Origin of the sequence: Klebsiella aerogenes KCTC 2190 (assembly GCF_000215745.1) — a bacterium.
Taxonomy (GTDB): domain Bacteria; phylum Pseudomonadota; class Gammaproteobacteria; order Enterobacterales; family Enterobacteriaceae; genus Klebsiella; species Klebsiella aerogenes.
In genome coordinates this window covers 3,859,077-3,878,845 of sequence record NC_015663.1, presented here as the reverse complement: position 1 = coordinate 3,878,845, position 19,769 = coordinate 3,859,077, and the positions used below count along the sequence as shown (strand labels likewise).

The window sequence follows — 19,769 nt, the reverse complement described above, 5'->3', positions numbered from 1 at the left end:
GAAACACTGTTCCAATACCATTACACACATTAAAATTAAGATTATATTATTAGCATTATAATAAATAGATAAGTGAACGTTTCGTATACATCAGCTGTATAGGAAGCCGTTTCGCACGCACACACGACCCACAAGGAAAATCATGGAGCTTCTGGATTTGCTCAGAACCATTTTTGAGCGAGTACGCACTGATGCGGATTTTATTTCATTTACTGAAGTACTTCTGGAGAACAATGTCTCTTATTACATCTATTTTGTCGCTACAGGGAATGTGAATTTTGTTATGTCATCAGATACTTTCGTTTCCCTGAAAAGCAACAGAAAGTTGTTGCGGGTTAATTCCCAGTCCTGCAGAGCGCTCACCCGAGATGCCGCCCGGCGCCACTTTAGCGGTATTACCACTTTTGATAACTATTGCGCCGAACTGGCAAATGCCGGGGTATTCAAGTGGGTGGTTGATCTCAATGAAAAAACGCGACACTACTGGTCAAAAGACAATACGTTATTGCATATGGAAAATATGATTCTCCCCTTTTAATCGCAGAAATTATTAAACGCTCATCCAGATATTCAGACGGCCCGGAAGTTAGTTTACGCTTGGGGCCGCTCAACACCTCAATTTGCGCAACAAAAAAGGGAAATGGCTTTCTATTTGCGCAAAAACAGACTTTGCACCAGCCATCTCCCTGTATCCATAGGATTTTTTCCGTACTTTTAAACGGTTACGCTACTGATGTATAATATCGTGCACTTCAACTAAAAAATGAGTGCGACCATGATTGATTCAGCTTTGCCTTTAACAGACATTCACCGCCATCTTGACGGCAACATCCGTGCCCAAACCATTCTCGATCTTGGCCGCCAGTTCAATATTACTCTCCCGGCAGATACCCTTGAAACGCTGCGTCCGCATGTGCAGGTCACCAGCAATGAACCAGACCTGGTTAGCTTCCTGGCGAAACTTGATTGGGGCGTGAAGGTGCTGGCTTCTCTGGAAGCCTGCCGCCGTGTTGCCTGGGAAAACGTTGAAGACGCCGCGCGCAACGGCCTGCACTACGTTGAACTGCGTTTTTCTCCGCGTTATATGGCGATGACCCATCAATTACCGGTCGCTGGCGTCGTCGAAGCGGTGATTGCCGGGGTACGCGAGGGCTGCCGTGATTTCGGCGTCGAAGCGCGTCTGATTGGCATCATGAGCCGCACCTTCGGCGAAGCGGCCTGTGAAGAGGAACTCGACGCCCTGCTGGCCCATCGCGATGGGATCACCGCGCTGGATCTGGCGGGCGACGAGCTGGGATTCCCCGGCGCGCTGTTTATGGATCATTTCCGTCGCGCGCGTGACGCGGGTTGGCGTATCACCGTCCACGCTGGTGAAGCCGCCGGGCCGGAAAGTATCTGGCAGGCCATTCGTGAACTGGGCGCCGAACGCATCGGTCACGGGGTGAAAGCCGTGCAGGATCCGAAGTTAATGGACTTCCTCGCCGCTGAACGTATTGGCATTGAATCCTGCCTGACGTCGAACATCCAGACCAGTACCGTCTCCTCACTGGCGCAGCACCCGCTGAAGACCTTCCTCGATCACGGCGTGCTGGCCTGCATTAACACCGATGATCCGGCGGTACAGGGGGTGGATATTATTCACGAGTACAATGTCGCCGCACCGGCGGCGGGCCTCAGCCGTGAGCAGATCCGTCAGGCGCAAATTAACGGTCTGGAACTGGCATTCCTCAGCCGTCAGGAAAAAGAGGCGCTGATCCAACGCGTGCTGCAGGCTAATTAAGCCAAAGCTCCGCCGCGCAGGCGGAGCATGCGTTAAAACAGGCACAGCGCCGCCCGGTGCCGTGCCGATTCAATCCCTAATTCAATCAGCTCCATAATCTGAATCGCCTGGCTTGCAGGTACCGGATTTTCCCCGCTGCCGTTGAGCGCATCGCGGATCGCCGCATAATAAGCGGGATAGTTCCCGGGCAGCGTTAGCCAGGATTCCTCGACGCGCTCCTCGCCTTCAACGCGGGTCAATATGCCGTCGCGCATATCGTAGCCCCAATCCTCCTGCGGCAGTCGCTCGCCGCTTTTCAATCGCTCTTCCTGCGGATCGAGACCGTATTTTACATAGCTTCCTCGTGAACCATGGACGATATAACGCGCCGTTTCCGCCGCCGCCAGCAGCGTACTGTGCAAAATCACTCTCCGTTGCGGATAAACTAACACCGCGTGGAAATAATCCGTCGCCTGCGCACCGGGGCGCTGCTGCGCCAGATCGACGGCAATACTTACCGGTAGGCCAAACAGGTTGACCGCCTGATCCAGCAGATGGGGGCCTAAGTCATACCAGATACCGCTGCCAGGGCCGCCCTGCTCACGCCAGCGGTCACGAACCTGCGGGCGAAAACGATCGAAATGTGATTCAAAATAACTGACCTCCCCCAAATCCCCTGCGGCAATCAAGGCCTTCAGCGTGAGAAAATCGCTATCCCAACGGCGATTATGGAACACCGATAACAGCCGCCCGCGGCTTCTGGCGATAGCATCCAACTCACGCGCCTGTGACAGTGTCACGGTAAAAGGTTTGTCAACAATGACATGTTTGCCCGCCTCCAGCGCCGCTCGCGCCAGCGGGAAATGAGTATCGTTGGGAGTTGGAATAACAATCAGATCGATATCAGGGTCAGCGTATAGCGAATTCGCGGAAGCCGCCACCTGGGTCGCCGGCCAGTCCACCAGCACTTTCTGCGCATCGCTACTGACTACGGTCGACAGCGCCATGCCCGGCGTACCGGAAATCAATGGCGCGTGAAATGTCTTGCTTGCATAACCATAACCTATCAGCCCTACCCGTATAGCATCACTCATGACCTCATCCTCGTGCGCAACCATGACTTCAACTATAAACCGCAATCTTCCGCTTATCCGTGCACGCTGTTTATCTTTGCGCCAGTTGCGCAATCTACGGGCGGTAATACTTGCGTTGTTTCCGCGGTTTAGTAACATTTCAATCCATTTTAACTTTCCGCTTTAGAATTATGACGACTGTTTTTACCCGCATTGTAGAACTTATTGGCTGGGTTGTTTTTGGCGTTTCGGCTGTACTGTTGGTGGTTGCGCATCAAATTGATGATTACCAGTCCCCGCCTCCGGCCAGCACTGTACAGGCGAAATAACGGCAAAGAGTGATGCTCGCCGCAAATCTGCAACCGGTTTCAGAAACCGGTTGCAGATTTGTCGCGCCATTCAATACACTCTCTTTATCACTTGATAAGGAGTTTTTTTTGATGGCCGCATTTCCGCAAGATTTTCTCTGGGGGGCAGCAACGGCCGCCTACCAGGTTGAAGGCGGGCACGATGCCGATGGCAAAGGCCCTTCTATTTGGGATATCTACTCGCACCAGCCGGGAACCACCTTTCAGGGCACCAATGGCGATATCGCCGTCGATCACTATCACCGCTTTCGTGAAGATGTCGCCCTGATGGCTGAAATGGGGCTACAAAGCTACCGCTTTTCTATCTCCTGGCCTCGGTTATTGCCTCGTGGCCGTGGTGAAGTCAATGAACCAGGCGTGCAGTTTTACAGCGATCTGATCGACGAACTGCTGGCGCACAATATTGAACCGATGATCACCCTTTATCACTGGGATTTGCCCCAGGCATTGCAGGACGAAGGGGGTTGGGAGGCTCGGAGCACAGCGGAAGCCTTCGCCGAATACGCACGACTGTGCTATCAGCGCTTCGGTTCCAGGGTCAAGCTGTGGGCAACCTTTAACGAAACCATTGTATTTATAGGCCACGGTTATATTAATGGCTGCCATCCACCGGCGGTACGCGACCCGGCTCGGGCCATCCAGGCTTGTCACCATGTCTTTATCGCCCACGCGCTGGCCGTTAAGACCTTCCGTGAAATGAACATTAACGGCCAGATAGGTTTCGTTAACGTCCTGCAGCCCCATACGCCGTTGACGCAAAGCGCCGAGGACATTGAGGCCACCGCGTTGGCCGATGCTATCCATACCCACTGGCTATACGATCCGGTACTCAAAGGTGCCTATCCAGACGCTTTGCTTCAACAGGCTCAGGCGCTGTGGAACGTACCGCGCTTCGCACCGGGCGACGACGCGCTGCTCAAGGAAAACCGCTGCGATTTTATCGGCCTGAATTATTATCGTCGGGAGACGGTCTCCGCCACGCCGCAGGATGGTCCAGGCGTTGGCGAGTCCGGCGTGGATGGATTATTTTATTTTGTCCGCAATCCGCAAAGTACTTATACCGAATGGGGTTGGGAAATTTGGCCGCAGGGATTAACCGACGGCATCATGATGATAAAAGAGCGTTACGGCGATATCCCAATCTATATCACCGAAAATGGTTTGGGGGCGAAAGATCCGATTATTGACGGTGAAATAGTCGACGATCCGCGAATTGACTATCTGAGTAGCCACATTAATGCGCTGGAAAAGGCAATAGCATTAGGTGCGGATGTCCGCGGTTTTTACCCATGGTCCTTTATTGACCTGCTAAGCTGGCTCAACGGCTATCAGAAGCAGTATGGCTTTGTCTACGTCGATCACCAGCAGAACCGCGCTCGCAAACGAAAAAAGAGTTATTTCTGGTACCAAAACGTTATTGCCAGCCGAGGCGAACAGCGTTAATCTTCCTCCCTCAGGCGCCGTCCGGCGCCTGATCTGGTTGTAGAATATTCTTAAATTTCTTTTTACGATGCCAGGATCCTAATCAGTTCTTGTTTTTAGTATTGGCAACCGAAATAATTCCGCCGGCCCATCAAGAAGGCGCTGTTAGTTGAAACACGGTTTACAGAAAATTGGTAATATTCGACTTAATTCCGATTATTAAATGGATACACAAATGACCGTACAGGATTATTTATTAAAATTCCGCAAAATTAGTTCGCTGGAAAGCCTGGAAAAACTTTTTGATCATCTTAACTATTCTCTCTCTGACACCAATGAAATCGTCAACATGTATCGCGCCGCCGATCACCGCCGCGCCGAGTTAGTCTCTGGCGGAAAACTGTTCGATGTAGGCCAGGTGCCGAAGTCGGTGTGGCGTTACGTGCAATAAAGACTGTTATCATTCACGCCAGTTGCTTATACTTCCCGCCCTGAAATTAACTAACTGGCGTTGAATCCGGGGGTTAGGATGTCCTCTCAATCTGCAGAACGTATCGGAGGATGGCTACTGGCGCCGCTGGCGTGGTTACTGCTCGCGTTGCTCAGCACCTCCCTGTCATTAATACTGTACGCGAATGCGCTGATGGCGCCGCAGACCTGGGCATTGCTGAAAGCCATGAGCTTTGGCCATCTGGCGCTCTGGCTGGCTTCACTGCTGTTCGCCGTCGCGATGTGGTATTATACCCTGTGGCTGACGATAGCGTTTTTCAAACGCCGCGCGGTGGTACCCAAACACTACATTATCTGGCTGCTTATTTCTCTGCTGCTGGCGATTAAGGCGTTCGCTTTTTCGCCGATTTCGGATCTTCTGGCCATGCGCCAGCTGCTGTTTCCGTTGCTCGCTGCGGCACTGTTTGCGCCCTATTTTCGACGCTCTGCGCGGGTTAAGCGGACCTTCGTCAATCCGTAATAACCACACAGTTCACCTGTTGTCGCCGGTATCGATTTATTCGATAATAGGCGGCTTTTTTTCGTTTCAGGTCCAATAATGGCTGATTATTTACTGCTCTTTGTCGGTACTGTCCTTGTTAATAACTTCGTGCTGGTGAAGTTTCTTGGATTGTGCCCGTTTATGGGGGTTTCCAAAAAGCTGGAAACCGCTATGGGGATGGGACTGGCCACCACCTTTGTGATGACGCTGGCCTCAATTTGCGCCTGGTTGATTGATACCTGGATCCTTATCCCGCTGAACCTTGTTTATCTGCGCACCCTGGCCTTTATCCTGGTCATCGCGGTGGTGGTGCAATTTACCGAGATGGTGGTACGTAAAACCAGTCCGGCGCTGTATCGCCTGCTGGGGATCTTCCTGCCGTTAATCACCACCAACTGCGCGGTGCTGGGCGTGGCATTGCTGAATATTAACCTCGGGCATAATTTCCTGCAGTCCGCGCTGTACGGTTTCGCCGCCGCCGTTGGTTTCTCGCTGGTAATGGTGTTATTCGCCGCGATTCGCGAACGTCTGGTGGTTGCCGATGTTCCCGCGCCGTTTCGCGGTAACGCGATTGCGCTGGTGACCGCTGGATTAATGTCGCTGGCATTTATGGGCTTTAGTGGTTTGGTGAAGTTGTAATGAGCGCTGTCTGGATAGCCGTGATCGCCATCAGCCTGCTCGGGCTGATTTTCGGCTTAATACTGGGGTACGCGTCGCGCCGTTTTGCGGTGGAAGACGACCCGGTGGTAGAAAAAATTGATGAGTTGCTGCCGCAAAGTCAATGCGGCCAGTGCGGCTTTCCTGGCTGCCGTCCCTACGCGGAAGCCGTGGGCACTCAGGGTGAAAAAATCAACCGCTGCGCCCCCGGCGGTGAAGCGGTCATGTTAAAAATCGCCGCATTATTGAACGTCGACCCGCAGCCTATTGACGGCGATGAGCAGCAGCAAGACCCGGTTCGCATGTTGGCGGTGATTGATGAAGCCAACTGCATTGGCTGCACCAAATGTATTCAGGCCTGCCCGGTTGATGCCATCGTTGGCGCGACCCGCGCCATGCATACGGTGATGAGCGACCTGTGCACCGGCTGTAATCTCTGCGTAGCCCCCTGCCCGACTCAGTGTATTGACCTGCGTCCAGTCGCTCAGACCACCGAAACCTGGAAATGGGACCTGCAGGCCATCCCGGTACGCAATATTCCTGTGGAACAACATGTTTAAGTTATTTTCCGCTTTCCGAAAAGACAAGATCTGGGACTTCAACGGCGGTATTCATCCGCCGGAAATGAAAACTCAGTCCAACGGCACGCCGCTGCGTCAGGTTCCTCTGCCGCATCGTTTTGTCATTCCGCTGAAGCAGCATATCGGTGCTGAAGGCGAACTGTGCGTACAACCGGGCGACAAAGTTTTGCGCGGTCAGCCGTTAACCCGCGGCTTTGGCAGGATGCTGCCGGTTCATGCCCCGACTTCCGGAACGGTGACGGCTATTGCCCCCCATTCCACCGCCCACCCTTCCGCGCTGGCGGAACTCAGCGTTATTATCGACGCCGATGGCGAAGACTGCTGGATCGAGCGCGACGGCTGGAGCGACTACCACAACAAGTCGCGTGAAGAGCTGATCGAGCGTATTCACCAGTTTGGCGTCGCCGGACTCGGCGGCGCCGGCTTCCCCACGGGAACAAAACTGCGCGGCGGCGGCGATAAAATCGATACCCTGATTATCAATGCTGCAGAATGCGAACCCTATATCACCGCAGACGATCGCCTGATGCAGGATTGCGCGGCGCAGGTTGTTGAAGGGATCCGCATCCTTGCGCATATTCTGCAACCCAAACAGGTGCTGATTGGTATCGAAGATAACAAACCGCAGGCCATTTCCATGCTGCGCGCGGTGTTATCCGACGCCCATGGCATAGCGCTGCGGGTGATTCCAACCAAATATCCCTCCGGCGGCGCGAAGCAACTTACGCAAATTCTCACCGGTAAGCAGGTGCCGCATGGCGGCCGCTCCTCCGATATTGGCGTCCTGATGCAGAACGTTGGCACCGCTTATGCTGTTAAACGCGCGGTGATCGACGGCGAGCCGTTAACCGAGCGCGTCGTCACGTTAACTGGCGAAGCGATTAGCCGGCCGGGCAACGTTTGGGCGCGCCTCGGTACGCCGGTGCGCCATCTTCTGAGCGATGCCGGTTTCTGCGCCAGCGCCGAGCCGATGGTCATCATGGGCGGCCCGTTGATGGGCTTCACTCTGCCCTGGCTCGACGTTCCGGTCGTGAAAATCACTAACTGTCTGCTGGCTCCGTCGGTAACTGAGATGGGCGAAACACAGGAAGAGCAAGGCTGTATCCGCTGTAGCGCTTGCGCTGATGCCTGCCCGGCAGATCTCCTCCCCCAGCAGCTGTATTGGTTCAGTAAAGGCCAGCAGCACGACAAAGCCACTACCCATAACTTAGCCGACTGCATCGAATGCGGCGCCTGCGCCTGGGTCTGTCCGAGTAATATTCCGCTGGTGCAATACTTCCGCCAGGAAAAAGCGGAAATTGCCGCCATCCGTCAGGAAGAACAGCGCGCCGCCGAGGCGAAAGCTCGGTTTGAAGCGCGACAGGCGCGTCTTGAACGTGAAAAAGCCGCGCGCCAGGAGCGGCACAAAAAAGCAGCCGTACAACCGGCGGCGAAAGATCAGGATGCCATTAACGCCGCGTTGGCCCGCGTGCGTGATAAGCAGCGTGATGCGGCGCAGCCGATTGTTATTCAATCCGGCAGCAAACCAGACAACAGCGAAGCGATTGCCGCCCGCGAAGCGCGTAAAGCCGAGGCCCGGGCGCGCAAAGCTGAACAGCAAGCCGCTGTTGAATCGACAACCGATGCAAGCGATCCGCGTAAAGCCGCCGTTGAGGCCGCTATCGCCCGCGCCAAAGCGCGTAAAGCCGCGCAGCAGGTTGAAAACGCCGCTCCCTCTGCCGAAAGTGAAACTACCGCTGAAGCTGCGCCCGCGGTCGATCCGCGTAAAGCCGCCGTTGAGGCCGCCATCGCCCGCGCCAAAGCGCGCAAAGCCGCGCACCAGGGTGAAAACGCCGCTCCCTCTGCCGAAAGTGAAACCACGGCTGAAGCTGCGCCCGCGGTCGATCCGCGCAAAGCCGCCGTTGAAGCCGCTATCGCTCGCGCCAAAGCGCGTAAAGCCGCGCAGCAGGTTGAAAACGCCGCTCCCTCTGCCGAAAGTGAAACCACGGTTGAGGCTGCGCCCGCGGTCGATCCGCGTAAAGCCGCCGTTGAGGCCGCTATCGCCCGCGCCAAGGCGCGTAAAGCCGCCCAACAAGCAGAACAACAAACCGCGCCGGACGCCGCCAATGACGATCCGCGTAAAGCGGCTGTCGCGGCAGCTATCGCTCGCGTTCAGGCACGTAAAGCAACACAGCAGGCAGTTAACGAGGAATAAATGGTTTTCAGAATCGCAAGCTCCCCTTATACCCACAACCAGCGCCAGACCTCGCGAATTATGCTCCTGGTGCTGCTGGCGGCGATCCCTGGTATTGTCGTCCAGAGCTGGTTTTTCGGCTGGGGTACCCTGTTGCAGATTATCCTCGCGGCCTTCACCGCATGGGGAACCGAAGCGGCTATTCTCAAGTTGCGCAAACAGAATATCGCGGCAACCCTTGCGGATAACTCTGCCCTGCTGACCGGGCTGTTGTTGGCCGTCAGTATCCCGCCGCTGGCGCCGTGGTGGATGGTGGTGTTGGGCACCGCCTTTGCGGTGGTGATTGCCAAGCAACTGTACGGCGGATTAGGACATAACCCCTTTAACCCGGCAATGATCGGCTATGTCGTTCTGCTAATCTCTTTCCCGGTGCAGATGACCTCCTGGTTACCGCCGCACGAAATTGCCGCTCAGGTTCCTGGCTTTATGGATGCGCTGCAGGTCATTTTCAGCGGCCATACCGCTAGCGGCGGCGATATGAACAGCCTGCGCATGGGAATCGACGGTATCAGCCAGGCCACGCCGCTGGATACATTTAAAACGTCCCTGCATGCCGGACACAGCGCAAAAGAGATCCTGCAGTATCCAATTTACGGCGGCCAACTGGCCGGCCTTGGCTGGCAATGGGTTAACCTCGCCTGGCTGGCTGGCGGTCTGTTCCTGCTTTGGCAAAAAACCATTCGCTGGCATATCCCGGTGAGCTTCCTGCTAAGCCTTGCCGTCTGCGCCACTCTCGGCTGGATTTTCTCGCCGGAAAGCCTGGCATCGCCGCAAATGCATCTGCTTTCCGGCGCCACCATGCTCGGGGCGTTCTTTATCCTTACCGATCCGGTGACGGCATCCACCACCAACCGCGGACGCCTGATTTTCGGCGCGCTGGCAGGTTTACTGGTGTGGCTGATCCGCAGCTTCGGCGGTTATCCGGACGGCGTCGCCTTTGCCGTGCTGCTGGCGAATATAACCGTCCCATTGATTGACTACTACACGCGTCCGCGCGTGTATGGCCACCGTTAAGGAGTCGTCATGTTAAAAAGCATGCGTAAACACGGCATCACGCTGGCGCTCTTTGCCGCTGGCTCTACCGGACTAACGGCCGCCATCAATGAGTTAACCAAAAACACTATCGAGCAGCAGGCCGCGCTGCAGCAAAAGGCCCTGTTCGATCAGGTCCTGCCAGCGGAGAGTTATAATAACGACCTGCTGCAAAGCTGTTATCTGGTGACCGCGCCGCAGTTAGGCAAAGGTCAGCATAAAGTATGGATTGCAAAGATGAACAATGCGCCGGTCGGCGCGGTGATGGAAGCCACGGCGCCAGATGGTTATTCCGGGGCGATTCAACTGCTGGTAGCAGCCGACTTTAAAGGCACCGTTCTCGGTTCACGTGTCACCGAGCATCATGAAACACCTGGGCTCGGTGATAAGATCGAACTGCGTATTTCTGACTGGATCACCCACTTCAGCGGCAAGGTTATCCATGGTCAAAATGATAGCCACTGGGCGGTGAAAAAAGACGGTGGCGATTTCGACCAATTCACCGGCGCGACCATTACCCCGCGCGCGGTGGTAAATGCCGTTAAACGCGCGGGACTGTATGCGCAAACGCTGCCCGCGCAGATCCCTGAATTCACCGCCTGCGGAGACTAAGCCATGAGCGAAGTAAAAGACGTCATTGTTCAAGGGTTGTGGAAGAATAACTCGGCGCTGGTTCAGCTGCTGGGGATGTGCCCCCTGCTTGCGGTTACCTCGACGGCTACCAATGCCCTGGGCCTCGGTCTGGCGACCACGCTGGTACTGACGCTAACCAACCTCACCATCTCCAGCCTGCGCCGCTGGACGCCGGCGGAGATCCGTATTCCGATCTACGTGATGATTATCGCCTCGGTAGTCAGCGTGGTACAAATGCTTATCAACGCCTACGCTTTCGGCCTGTATCAATCGCTGGGTATCTTCATTCCGCTTATCGTCACCAACTGTATCGTGGTGGGGCGCGCCGAAGCGTTCGCCGCCAAAAAAGGGCCGGCGCTGTCGGCGCTCGATGGTTTTTCCATTGGTATGGGCGCGACCTGCGCCATGTTTGTGCTGGGGTCGCTGCGCGAAATAATCGGTAATGGCACGCTGTTTGATGGCGCCGATAGCTTATTAGGCAGTTGGGCGAAAGTCCTGCGCATCGAAGTTTTCCATACCGATACGCCGTTCCTGCTGGCGATGCTACCGCCGGGCGCTTTCATTGGCCTCGGTATGATGCTGGCGGTAAAATACCTCATTGATGAGCGTACTAAGCAGCGTAAGGCGAAAGCGGCGCAGGCCGTCTCCGTCGCCCCAACTGACGTGACAGGGAAAGCGTAAGATGAATAAAGCCAAACGCCTGGAGATCCTGACCAGGCTGCGGGATAACGACCCGCACCCAACCACTGAACTCAATTTCACCTCACCGTTCGAGCTACTTATTGCGGTGCTGCTGTCAGCGCAGGCCACCGATGTGAGCGTCAACAAAGCGACGGCGAAGCTCTATCCGGTCGCCAATACGCCGGCGGCGATGCTGGAGCTTGGCGTTGACGGCGTGAAGTCCTATATCAAAACCATTGGCTTGTTTAATAGTAAAGCCGAAAACGTCATTAAGACTTGCCGCATCTTACTGGAGAAACATAACGGTGAGGTGCCGGAAGACCGGGCGGCGCTGGAAGCGCTACCAGGAGTCGGACGTAAAACCGCTAATGTCGTGCTGAATACCGCCTTTGGCTGGCCGACTATCGCCGTCGACACCCATATCTTCCGCGTTTGCAATCGGACACAATTTGCTCCCGGCAAGAACGTTGAACAAGTCGAAGAAAAGTTGTTAAAGGTGGTGCCGGCGGAGTTTAAAGTTGACTGCCACCACTGGCTTATTCTTCACGGCCGTTACACTTGCATCGCGCGAAAACCGCGCTGTGGTTCCTGCCTGATTGAAGATTTGTGCGAGTATAAAGAGAAGGTAGAGTCCTGATTTCTGCATATCTTGTGAATATGACCGCTCCCCCCCGTAGACGCCTTTTTCATCATCGCCAGCCTGGAGCCATAACCTAACCTGTGGTTATGGCTCTATGTTTTACCATCCACACCGATAATCACTCCATAGTTTTGCCATTTAGATGGATAATTATGCGGTTATATAACGAACGATCAGCGCATTCGTTTTTTACCGGCGAAAATTTTCTATGTATTTGTGATCAAGATCATCCATGCAACTCATCGTTAAATAACTGTTGCGAAAATGATGCAAAAAGCCAGCAATTTCAATATCAGAGCCTTAGACAACAGGACAATAGCCTGCTTATTTTTCGGAATATAGGCCATCCCACTACCTTCAAGGTCAAAAAGCAGAATATATCGCCTTTATCCCCTCAGTAGCCGCCCGTCACAGATTAAAATATCAGGTTTAACGAATAGGTGAAATTTAACTCTGTATAACATTTGCATGACTGGCTAATTATAGTGGCTTAGTTATGTGTAACAGAGTATTACAAAGCTATTGCCTGATGGGGCAGGATAGTGAACATTACTTGCCGTTTTCCCTCCAAGAATAACTATAAAGGCGGCGGTCCTTCGCGATTGCGCCCCAAACAGCCCCCGTTAATATGGGATGTAAAAAAAGAGGTATATGTGTCAACTGCAAACAATAAACCAGCAGAAAGCGTGAGTCTGAACGCTTTCAAACAACCAAGAGCGTTTTATCTCATTTTCTCCATTGAGTTATGGGAGCGTTTTGGTTATTACGGCCTGCAAGGGATCATGGCCGTTTACCTGGTAAAACAGCTGGGTATGTCGGAAGCGGATTCTATCACCCTGTTCTCTTCCTTTAGTGCACTGGTTTATGGCCTGGTCGCTATCGGCGGATGGCTCGGCGACAAGGTACTTGGCACCAAACGCGTCATCATGCTTGGCGCGATTGTCCTGGCTATCGGCTATGCGCTGGTTGCCTGGTCCGGTCACGATGCCGCCATCGTCTATATGGGTATGGCGACTATCGCCGTCGGTAATGGCCTGTTCAAAGCTAACCCGTCCTCCCTGCTCTCTACCTGCTACGACAAGAACGACCCGCGTCTGGACGGTGCATTCACCATGTACTACATGTCCGTCAATATCGGTTCCTTCTTCTCTATGCTGGCTACACCGTGGCTAGCAGCGAAGTTCGGCTGGAGCGTGGCGTTCGCGCTGAGCGTCGTGGGCATGCTGATTACCGTGGTTAACTTTGCCTTCTGCCAGAAGTGGGTTAAACAGTACGGTTCCAAACCTGACTTCGCACCGGTGCATGTCGGCAAACTGCTGGCGACTATCGTCGGCGTAGTCGTGCTGGTCGCGATTGCCACCTGGCTGCTGCACAACCAGGGCATCGCACGTATGGCGCTGGGCGTCATCGCACTGGGTATTGTTATCATCTTCGCTAAAGAAGCCATGGCGCTGCAGGGCGCGGCGCGTCGTAAAATGATCGTTGCTTTCCTGCTGATGGTTGAAGCGATTGTCTTCTTCGTACTGTACAGCCAGATGCCAACCTCGCTGAACTTCTTCGCGATCCGTAACGTTGAGCACTCGATTCTGGGTATTGCGTTCGAACCGGAGCAGTATCAGGCGTTGAACCCGTTCTGGATTATGATTGGTAGCCCGATTCTGGCGGCGATTTATAACAAGATGGGTGACCGCCTGCCGATGCCGCATAAATTCGCCATCGGTATGGTACTGTGCTCCGGCGCTTTCCTGGTGCTGCCGCTGGGTACCAAATTCGCCAGCGATGCTGGTATCGTCTCCGTCAACTGGTTGATCCTCAGCTACGCGCTGCAGAGTATTGGCGAATTGATGATTTCCGGCCTCGGCCTGGCGATGGTGGCTCAACTGGTACCGCAACGTCTGATGGGCTTCATCATGGGTAGCTGGTTCCTGACCACCGCAGGCGCCGCCATCATTGCAGGTAAAATCGCTAACCTGATGGCAGTACCGGAAAACGTGACCGACCCGCTGGTTTCTCTGGATGTTTACGGCCACGTGTTCCTGCAGATTGGTATCGCGACCGCAGTCATCGCCTTCCTGATGCTGCTGACCGCGCCGAAGCTGAACCGCATGACGCTGGACGACGACGCTGTCGCCAAAGCGCGCGAAACCGCAACCGCTTAAATGCTCCGGGAAAACCAATAAATTTAGGCCGCTAACGTTTGTTAGCGGCTTTTTTTTTGTCCCTGGGCGGACTAACATACAGAAAACTGCAGCCACGAGGAGTTACTGATGAAACTGTTCTACAAGCCCGGCGCCTGTTCCCTTGCCTCTCATATCGCCCTGCGCGAAAGCGGCCTCGACTTTACCATCGATAGCGTCGACCTGGCGAAGAAACGCCTCGAAAATGGCGACGACTACCTGCTGATTAACCCTAAGGGTCAGGTTCCCGCGCTGCTGCTTGACGACGAAGTGCTGCTGACCGAGGGCGTGGCCATCATGCAGTACATTGCCGACCGCGTACCTGACCGTCAGCTGCTGGCGCCAGTGGGCACCATTGCCCGCTACCAGACGCTGGAATGGCTGAATTACATCGCCACCGAATTACATAAAGGCTTCACCCCGCTGTTCCGCCCGGATACGCCGGATGACTACAAGCCAACGGTGCGTGCCCTGCTGGAGAAAAAGCTGCAGTATGTCGATGAGGCGCTGAAAGATAAACAGTGGCTGAATGGGCATCGCTTTACCATAGCTGATGGCTATCTGTTCACGGTACTGCGCTGGGGCTATGCGGTGAAACTGAATATGGAAGCCTACGCAAATATTGGCGCCTGGATGGCGCATGTCGCGGCGCGTCCGTCCGTTGCGGCGGCGCTGTCGGCGGAAGGTCTGAAGTAAACCATGGGCATGCCCGCAAGCGGGCATGCCATCGCGCTTACAGTTGCGTAGCGCTGAAATAATGCTCCGGTTTGGCGATGCGGTCCTGTGCCGCCACCACCTGCAGTTCATACTCCTGCATATTTTTGGTTGCCAGCATGATTTCATACACTGCGGCAGTAACGTGTTCAAGGGCATCGCGCAGGCTGGCGCCCTGCAGTAACTTAACCAGCAGCAGGCCGCTGGTCACATCGCCCACGCCGACCGGCTGACGGCTGCCAAAATCGACCAGCGGGCGACTGATATGCCAGGCTTCATCCGCTGTCACCAGCAACATCTCAAAGCGATCCATACTCATCCCCGCCCGCGCCAGATGCTTCACCAGCACGACCTGCGGCCCTTGCGCTATCAGCTCACGCGCCGCGCTAACGGCTTCGTCAACGTTAGCAACCGGATGGCCGCACAGGATCTCCAGCTCGACAAGATTCGGCGCGATGATATCGCTGGCCGGCAGCGCATAGCGTACGTGGAATTCAGCCACCCCAGGGGCGACGATACAGCCTTTTTCCGGGTGGCCCATCACCGGATCGCAAAAATATTTCGCTGCCGGATTCGCCGCTTTAACCTGACGCACGATGCCGAGAATATGTTCGCCCTGCTCGGCGGAACCCAAATAGCCGCTCAGTACCGCATCACAGCTCTGCAGCTTATCGATGTCGGCAATCCCCTGCACGATTTCGGTCAAATGCGAAGGCGGCATGACGCAGCCGGTCCATTTGCCGTATTGCGTATGGTTGGAGAACTGTACGGTATTGAGGGGCCAGACGTTGGCGCCGAGACGGCGCATCGGAAATTCAGCGGCGCTGTTGCCCGCATGGCCAAACACAACGTGAGACTGAATGGCGAGGATGTTCTTCATTTTCTTACCACAACCCTAAAAAGAAAAAGGGCGTGGTTTCCCACGCCCTGGTTTTATTTTTTATTTCCAGCAGATCAGGCAGTAATTCTTCTTACCGCGACGCAGTAAGGTATAGCGGCCGAACAGGCGGTCGCTATCGCTGAATACATATTCCGGATCGGACTGTTTTTCACCGTTAATGGTCACCGCGTTGGAGGCTACGGTTTTACGCGCCTGGCCGCGGGACGGCTGCAGCTCGGAATCTACCAGCGCTTGCAGAAGATCGGCGCCCTTTTCCATTTCGATCATCGGCACGCCGTCTTGCGCCAGCTGTTCAAAATCCGCTTCGCTCAGATCGCTCAGATTGCCGTTGAACAGGCTTTCAGTAATACGTTTCGCTGCTTCCAGGCCTTCTTCGCCGTGGACCAGACGCGTCACCTGCTCTGCCAGCACGTACTGCGCACGCGGCGCCTTACCGCTGTTCTTATCTTCTTCTTCCAGCGCATTGATCTCTGCAATGTCCATGAAGGTGAAGAACTTCAGGAAGCGATAAACGTCCGCATCCGCGGTGTTGATCCAGAACTGGTAGAATTTGTACGGGCTGGTTTTCTTCGGATCCAGCCATACCGCGCCGCCTTCGGTTTTACCGAACTTGGTGCCATCGGCCTTGGTGATCAGCGGAACGGTCAACCCGAAGACCTGATTCTGGTGCAAACGACGAGTCAGGTCGATACCAGATGTGATGTTGCCCCACTGGTCGGAGCCGCCGATTTGTAGCGCTACGCCGTGCAGTTTATTCAGGCAGGCAAAGTCATAACCCTGCAGCAGGTTATAGGAAAACTCGGTGAAAGAGATACCCTGATCGTCACGGTTCAGACGCTGCTTCACCGCTTCTTTGTTGATCATCTGGTTCACAGAGAAGTGCTTACCGATGTCACGCAGGAAGGTCAGCACGTTCATGCCGCCGAACCAGTCGTAGTTATTCGCGGCAATCGCCGAGTTGTCGCCGCAGTTGAAATCGAGGAATGGCGCAACCTGTTTACGGATTTTGTCCACCCACTGCTGCACGGTATCTTCGGTATTGAGTTTACGCTCAGCGGCTTTGAAGCTCGGGTCGCCAATCAGACCGGTCGCGCCGCCCACCAGCGCCACAGGCTTGTGGCCTGCCTGCTGGAAGCGTTTCAGGCATAACAATGGAACAAGATGCCCCAAGTGCAAGCTGTCAGCGGTAGGATCGAAGCCGCAATAGAGCGCGATCGGGCCTTGCGCCAGTCGCTCTGCTAACGCTTCTTCGTCCGTCACCTGGGCTACCAGCCCCCGCTCTTGCAATTGTTTAATCAAGTTACTGCTTGCCATCAAATTCTCCATGTATAAACGACTGCACCTTTGCCGGTACACGACTTTTCGCCAGACGCGAAAGGTACATAGAATAAAGCGCCGGAGCACGTAGCACCAGCGCTTAAAACAACATTTTGCGTCCTTTATGGCGCCAGACGGTCGATTTGCCAGCCATCATTTTGCCGCTGGTATAAAAAGCGGTCGTGTAGACGATGTTCGCCGCCCTGCCAGAACTCCATCTGTTCGATGCTGACGCGGAAGCCACCCCAGAAACTCGGCAACGGCACTTCGCCTTGCTGGAATTTCTGTTTCAGCTCAAGGAATTTACTTTCCAGGATCCCACGCGCGGAGATACGGCTGGACTGTTGGGAGACCCAGGCGCCGATCTGGCTATCGCGCGGCCGGCTGTGGAAATACTTAACCACTTCCAGCGTCGACAGACGCTCTGCCTGACCGATTACCATCACCTGCCGCTCCAGCATATGCCAGGGAAACAGCAGGCTGATATGGGGATTTTTTTCGATTTGATGTGCTTTGCGACTACCGAGGTTGGTATAAAACACTAGCCCTTTTTCGTCATAGTGCTTTAACAATACGATGCGTTGATAGGGCTGGCCGTTTTCATCAACGGTCGCGACCACCATTGCCGTCGGGTCGGCAAGCTTAGCGTCGCAGGCCTGACGCAACCAACGTTCAAATAACGTCAGGGGTTCAGGGGGAAGATCGTGGCGACGAAGGCCGCCACGGGTGTATTCACGGCGCAGATGCGCGATTTGCTGCAATTCGTCGTTGTCAGACATAACCATTGAGATCGTTGTCATAGGGTGGCGTTATTGTGCGCCCCCGCTACGGAAATCTCAACGTTTCGCGGTCTGCAACTGGCAGTTGTCCAGTACGACGCGGTCGCGCTTATAAACGGTGGCGCTGTCGCCCTTCGACCAGAAGACATAAACGCCATCAGTATAACGAGCCCCGGAAGCCGACAGCCCCTGGGTCAGGTTTAATTGCTGATTATCATAGATAAAGCTTACCTGCTGACGCGCGTTGTTCAGATGGACGGTCAACGGTTTTTGATCGCACTGATATTCAAGGGTGTCGGTCTGCATCCGTTCAACAAATTGGTTGTAATAGCTACACCCCGCCAGCATGAAAGGAACTACCGCAATAAGAATTTTTTTCATGAGTATGCCTTCGACTTTCCCGGTCAGGAGAGCAAACCGCCCTCCCGGAATTTCGTCCAGTTTACCGGTAAATAAAAAATAGCGACTTCAGTTAACTCTGATTCTGCGCTCGATTCGCGGGATAGATGGCGCCAAGAATGGTCGCTTCGCTGGCGCCGGTAACGGAAGGAAGATTACCCGGCAGGCCAGCAAGCGTACGCCATGCCAGCCACGCAAAGGCCAACGCTTCCATATCGTCGCCGCTGATGCCGGCGTCATCGGTGGTCGTGACTTCAGTACCTGGCAGCAGCGCCGCCAGACGCGCCATCAACAGCGGATTTCGCGCCCCGCCGCCGCAAACTAACAAACGCTCGCAGCCGCCGCTTAACAAAACCTGCTCACTGATAGTCACTGCGGTCAGTTCTGTCAGCGTAGCCTGAACATCCTGCCCTCGCAGATTGGCGTAGCGCGCCAGATGTTTTTCCAGCCAACCATAATTGAAATACTCGCGACCGGTGCTCTTCGGCGCGGGTAACGCGAACCACGGGTCGCTAAGCATATCCTGCAGCAGCGGTAGCAAGACTTTGCCTTCACTGGCCCATTGCGCGTCTTTATCGTAGGGTTTACCACACTGGCGCCAGATCCAGGCGTCCATCAGCATATTTCCCGGCCCGGTGTCGTAACCGCGTACCGGCTGCCCCGGAACCAGCAAGGAAAGGTTGGCTATGCCGCCGATGTTAAGCACCATGCGCCTTTCAACCGGGTGCGCCAACAGAGCCTGATGGAAGGCAGGGACTAGCGGCGCGCCCTGGCCGCCAAGCGCCATATCGCGGCGGCGGAAATCCCCCACCACGGTCACGCCGGTATGCGCTGCGATCTGATTGTTATCGCCTATTTGCATCGTGTGCGGCGCATCGCCGGTCGGCTCATGCCACACCGTCTGGCCATGGCAACCGATAGCGACGATATCCTCAGGTTGAAGGTTCTGTTGGCGCATCAGCGCTAATACTGCGTCAGAAAATAGCCGGCCCAAACGGGTATCGAGTCGCCCCAGTTGCGACAAGGTCAGCTGCTGCCCCTGGCAAATCGCTAAAATATCTTCTTTCAGATTGACCGGGATGGGGTACGAGAGGCTCGCCTGCTGCGCCACTATGTTTTCATTTATTGCCGCCAGAACAACATCAACGCCATCAAGGCTGGTGCCAGACATTACGCCAATAAAACGACCTGATTTCATACGCCTACCCTCATTCCATGACTTTTGCAGTACCATCAGTGCATCATAAAGCAGCGTTCAATGCTATGGCGCACTAATACTTTTTAACAATAGTTCTGCCGCAAGAATTTGTTAGGTAAAGTACTTACGTTTATCCGTCGTTAAAGCGAACCTTATTATTTTTAAACGGTCCATAAGGAAGCTATGCCAGCGAACGCTTAAATGCCATATAATT

General features: G+C 54.7%; 21 protein-coding genes. 15 read left to right on the top strand and 6 right to left on the bottom strand.

Annotation, left to right across the window (positions count from 1 at the left end; translation table 11 throughout):
* The first annotated feature begins 142 nt into the window (after positions 1-142).
* The gene (locus tag EAE_RS18295) at positions 143-538 is read left to right on the top strand and encodes a DUF1398 domain-containing protein (protein WP_015366844.1); all 396 of its coding nucleotides are present in this window, start codon (positions 143-145) and stop codon (positions 536-538) included.
* Between the two features lie 237 nt (positions 539-775).
* The gene (gene add / locus EAE_RS18290) at positions 776-1,780 is read left to right on the top strand and encodes an adenosine deaminase (protein ID WP_015366845.1); all 1,005 of its coding nucleotides are present in this window, start codon (positions 776-778) and stop codon (positions 1,778-1,780) included.
* Positions 1,781-1,812: 32 nt separating this feature from the next.
* On the opposite strand, the gene EAE_RS18285 is transcribed toward add, so the two are convergent.
* Positions 1,813-2,853 (bottom strand): oxidoreductase, encoded by a 1,041-nt coding sequence (locus EAE_RS18285; RefSeq protein ID WP_015705236.1) that lies wholly within the window; start codon positions 2,851-2,853, stop codon positions 1,813-1,815.
* Positions 2,854-3,023: 170 nt separating this feature from the next.
* On the opposite strand from EAE_RS18285, the gene blr reads away from it, so the two are divergent.
* The 13 genes from blr to gstA all read left to right on the top strand — a co-directional run bounded on the left by blr (position 3,024) and on the right by gstA (position 14,943).
* The gene (gene blr / locus EAE_RS18280) at positions 3,024-3,161 is read left to right on the top strand and encodes a division septum protein Blr (protein WP_015366847.1); all 138 of its coding nucleotides are present in this window, start codon (positions 3,024-3,026) and stop codon (positions 3,159-3,161) included.
* Between the two features lie 111 nt (positions 3,162-3,272).
* Positions 3,273-4,643, top strand: a complete 1,371-nt coding sequence (locus EAE_RS18275) for a GH1 family beta-glucosidase (RefSeq protein ID WP_015705235.1) — start codon at positions 3,273-3,275, stop codon at positions 4,641-4,643.
* Between the two features lie 214 nt (positions 4,644-4,857).
* Positions 4,858-5,073 (top strand): transcription modulator YdgT, encoded by a 216-nt coding sequence (gene ydgT, locus EAE_RS18270; protein ID WP_015366849.1) that lies wholly within the window; start codon positions 4,858-4,860, stop codon positions 5,071-5,073.
* A gap of 78 nt (positions 5,074-5,151) precedes the next feature.
* The gene (locus EAE_RS18265; protein WP_015366850.1) at positions 5,152-5,592 is read left to right on the top strand and encodes a DUF2569 domain-containing protein; all 441 of its coding nucleotides are present in this window, start codon (positions 5,152-5,154) and stop codon (positions 5,590-5,592) included.
* Positions 5,593-5,670: 78 nt separating this feature from the next.
* Positions 5,671-6,252 carry an electron transport complex subunit RsxA gene (rsxA, locus tag EAE_RS18260; protein ID WP_015366851.1) on the top strand — a complete coding sequence of 194 codons (582 nt, stop codon included), beginning with the start codon at positions 5,671-5,673 and terminating at the stop codon, positions 6,250-6,252.
* The gene (rsxB, locus tag EAE_RS18255) at positions 6,252-6,830 is read left to right on the top strand and encodes an electron transport complex subunit RsxB (protein WP_015705234.1); all 579 of its coding nucleotides are present in this window, start codon (positions 6,252-6,254) and stop codon (positions 6,828-6,830) included. The genes rsxA and rsxB overlap by 1 nt, the downstream gene beginning before the upstream one ends.
* Complete coding sequence (gene rsxC, locus EAE_RS18250; RefSeq protein ID WP_015705233.1) at positions 6,823-9,045, top strand: electron transport complex subunit RsxC; 2,223 nt, start codon at positions 6,823-6,825, stop codon at positions 9,043-9,045. Before rsxB ends, rsxC begins: the two co-directional genes overlap by 8 nt.
* A complete protein-coding gene (gene rsxD / locus EAE_RS18245; protein WP_015705232.1) occupies positions 9,046-10,098 on the top strand; it encodes an electron transport complex subunit RsxD in 1,053 nt (350 codons plus the stop codon).
* Between the two features lie 9 nt (positions 10,099-10,107).
* Positions 10,108-10,728 (top strand): electron transport complex subunit RsxG, encoded by a 621-nt coding sequence (gene rsxG, locus EAE_RS18240; RefSeq protein WP_015705231.1) that lies wholly within the window; start codon positions 10,108-10,110, stop codon positions 10,726-10,728.
* Between the two features lie 3 nt (positions 10,729-10,731).
* The gene (locus tag EAE_RS18235; RefSeq protein ID WP_015366856.1) at positions 10,732-11,430 is read left to right on the top strand and encodes an electron transport complex subunit E; all 699 of its coding nucleotides are present in this window, start codon (positions 10,732-10,734) and stop codon (positions 11,428-11,430) included.
* 1 nt (position 11,431) lies between these two features.
* Positions 11,432-12,067 carry an endonuclease III gene (gene nth, locus EAE_RS18230; protein WP_015705230.1) on the top strand — a complete coding sequence of 212 codons (636 nt, stop codon included), beginning with the start codon at positions 11,432-11,434 and terminating at the stop codon, positions 12,065-12,067.
* A gap of 656 nt (positions 12,068-12,723) precedes the next feature.
* Positions 12,724-14,229: a dipeptide/tripeptide permease DtpA gene (dtpA, locus tag EAE_RS18225; RefSeq protein WP_015366858.1), complete on the top strand. Its 1,506-nt coding sequence runs from the start codon at positions 12,724-12,726 to the stop codon at positions 14,227-14,229.
* Between the two features lie 108 nt (positions 14,230-14,337).
* Positions 14,338-14,943, top strand: coding sequence for a glutathione transferase GstA (gene gstA / locus EAE_RS18220; protein ID WP_015705228.1), 606 nt, complete (start codon positions 14,338-14,340; stop codon positions 14,941-14,943).
* Between the two features lie 37 nt (positions 14,944-14,980).
* Here the strand turns inward: gstA and pdxY are convergent, their stop codons facing one another.
* The 5 genes from pdxY to anmK all read right to left on the bottom strand — a co-directional run bounded on the left by pdxY (position 14,981) and on the right by anmK (position 19,555).
* Positions 14,981-15,841, bottom strand: coding sequence for a pyridoxal kinase PdxY (gene pdxY / locus EAE_RS18215; protein ID WP_015366860.1), 861 nt, complete (start codon positions 15,839-15,841; stop codon positions 14,981-14,983).
* A 60-nt stretch (positions 15,842-15,901) separates the two neighbouring features.
* Positions 15,902-17,176 carry a tyrosine--tRNA ligase gene (gene tyrS, locus EAE_RS18210; RefSeq protein WP_015366861.1) on the bottom strand — a complete coding sequence of 425 codons (1,275 nt, stop codon included), beginning with the start codon at positions 17,174-17,176 and terminating at the stop codon, positions 15,902-15,904.
* A gap of 125 nt (positions 17,177-17,301) precedes the next feature.
* Entirely contained in the window at positions 17,302-17,958 is a 657-nt protein-coding gene (gene pdxH / locus EAE_RS18205; RefSeq protein WP_015705227.1) for a pyridoxamine 5'-phosphate oxidase, read from the bottom strand.
* 57 nt (positions 17,959-18,015) lie between these two features.
* The gene (gene mliC, locus EAE_RS18200; protein ID WP_161798796.1) at positions 18,016-18,345 is read right to left on the bottom strand and encodes a C-type lysozyme inhibitor; all 330 of its coding nucleotides are present in this window, start codon (positions 18,343-18,345) and stop codon (positions 18,016-18,018) included.
* Between the two features lie 85 nt (positions 18,346-18,430).
* On the bottom strand, positions 18,431-19,555 hold the full coding sequence (gene anmK / locus EAE_RS18195) for an anhydro-N-acetylmuramic acid kinase (RefSeq protein ID WP_015366864.1): 1,125 nt from the start codon (positions 19,553-19,555) through the stop codon (positions 18,431-18,433).
* Between the last annotated feature and the right edge of the window lie 214 nt (positions 19,556-19,769).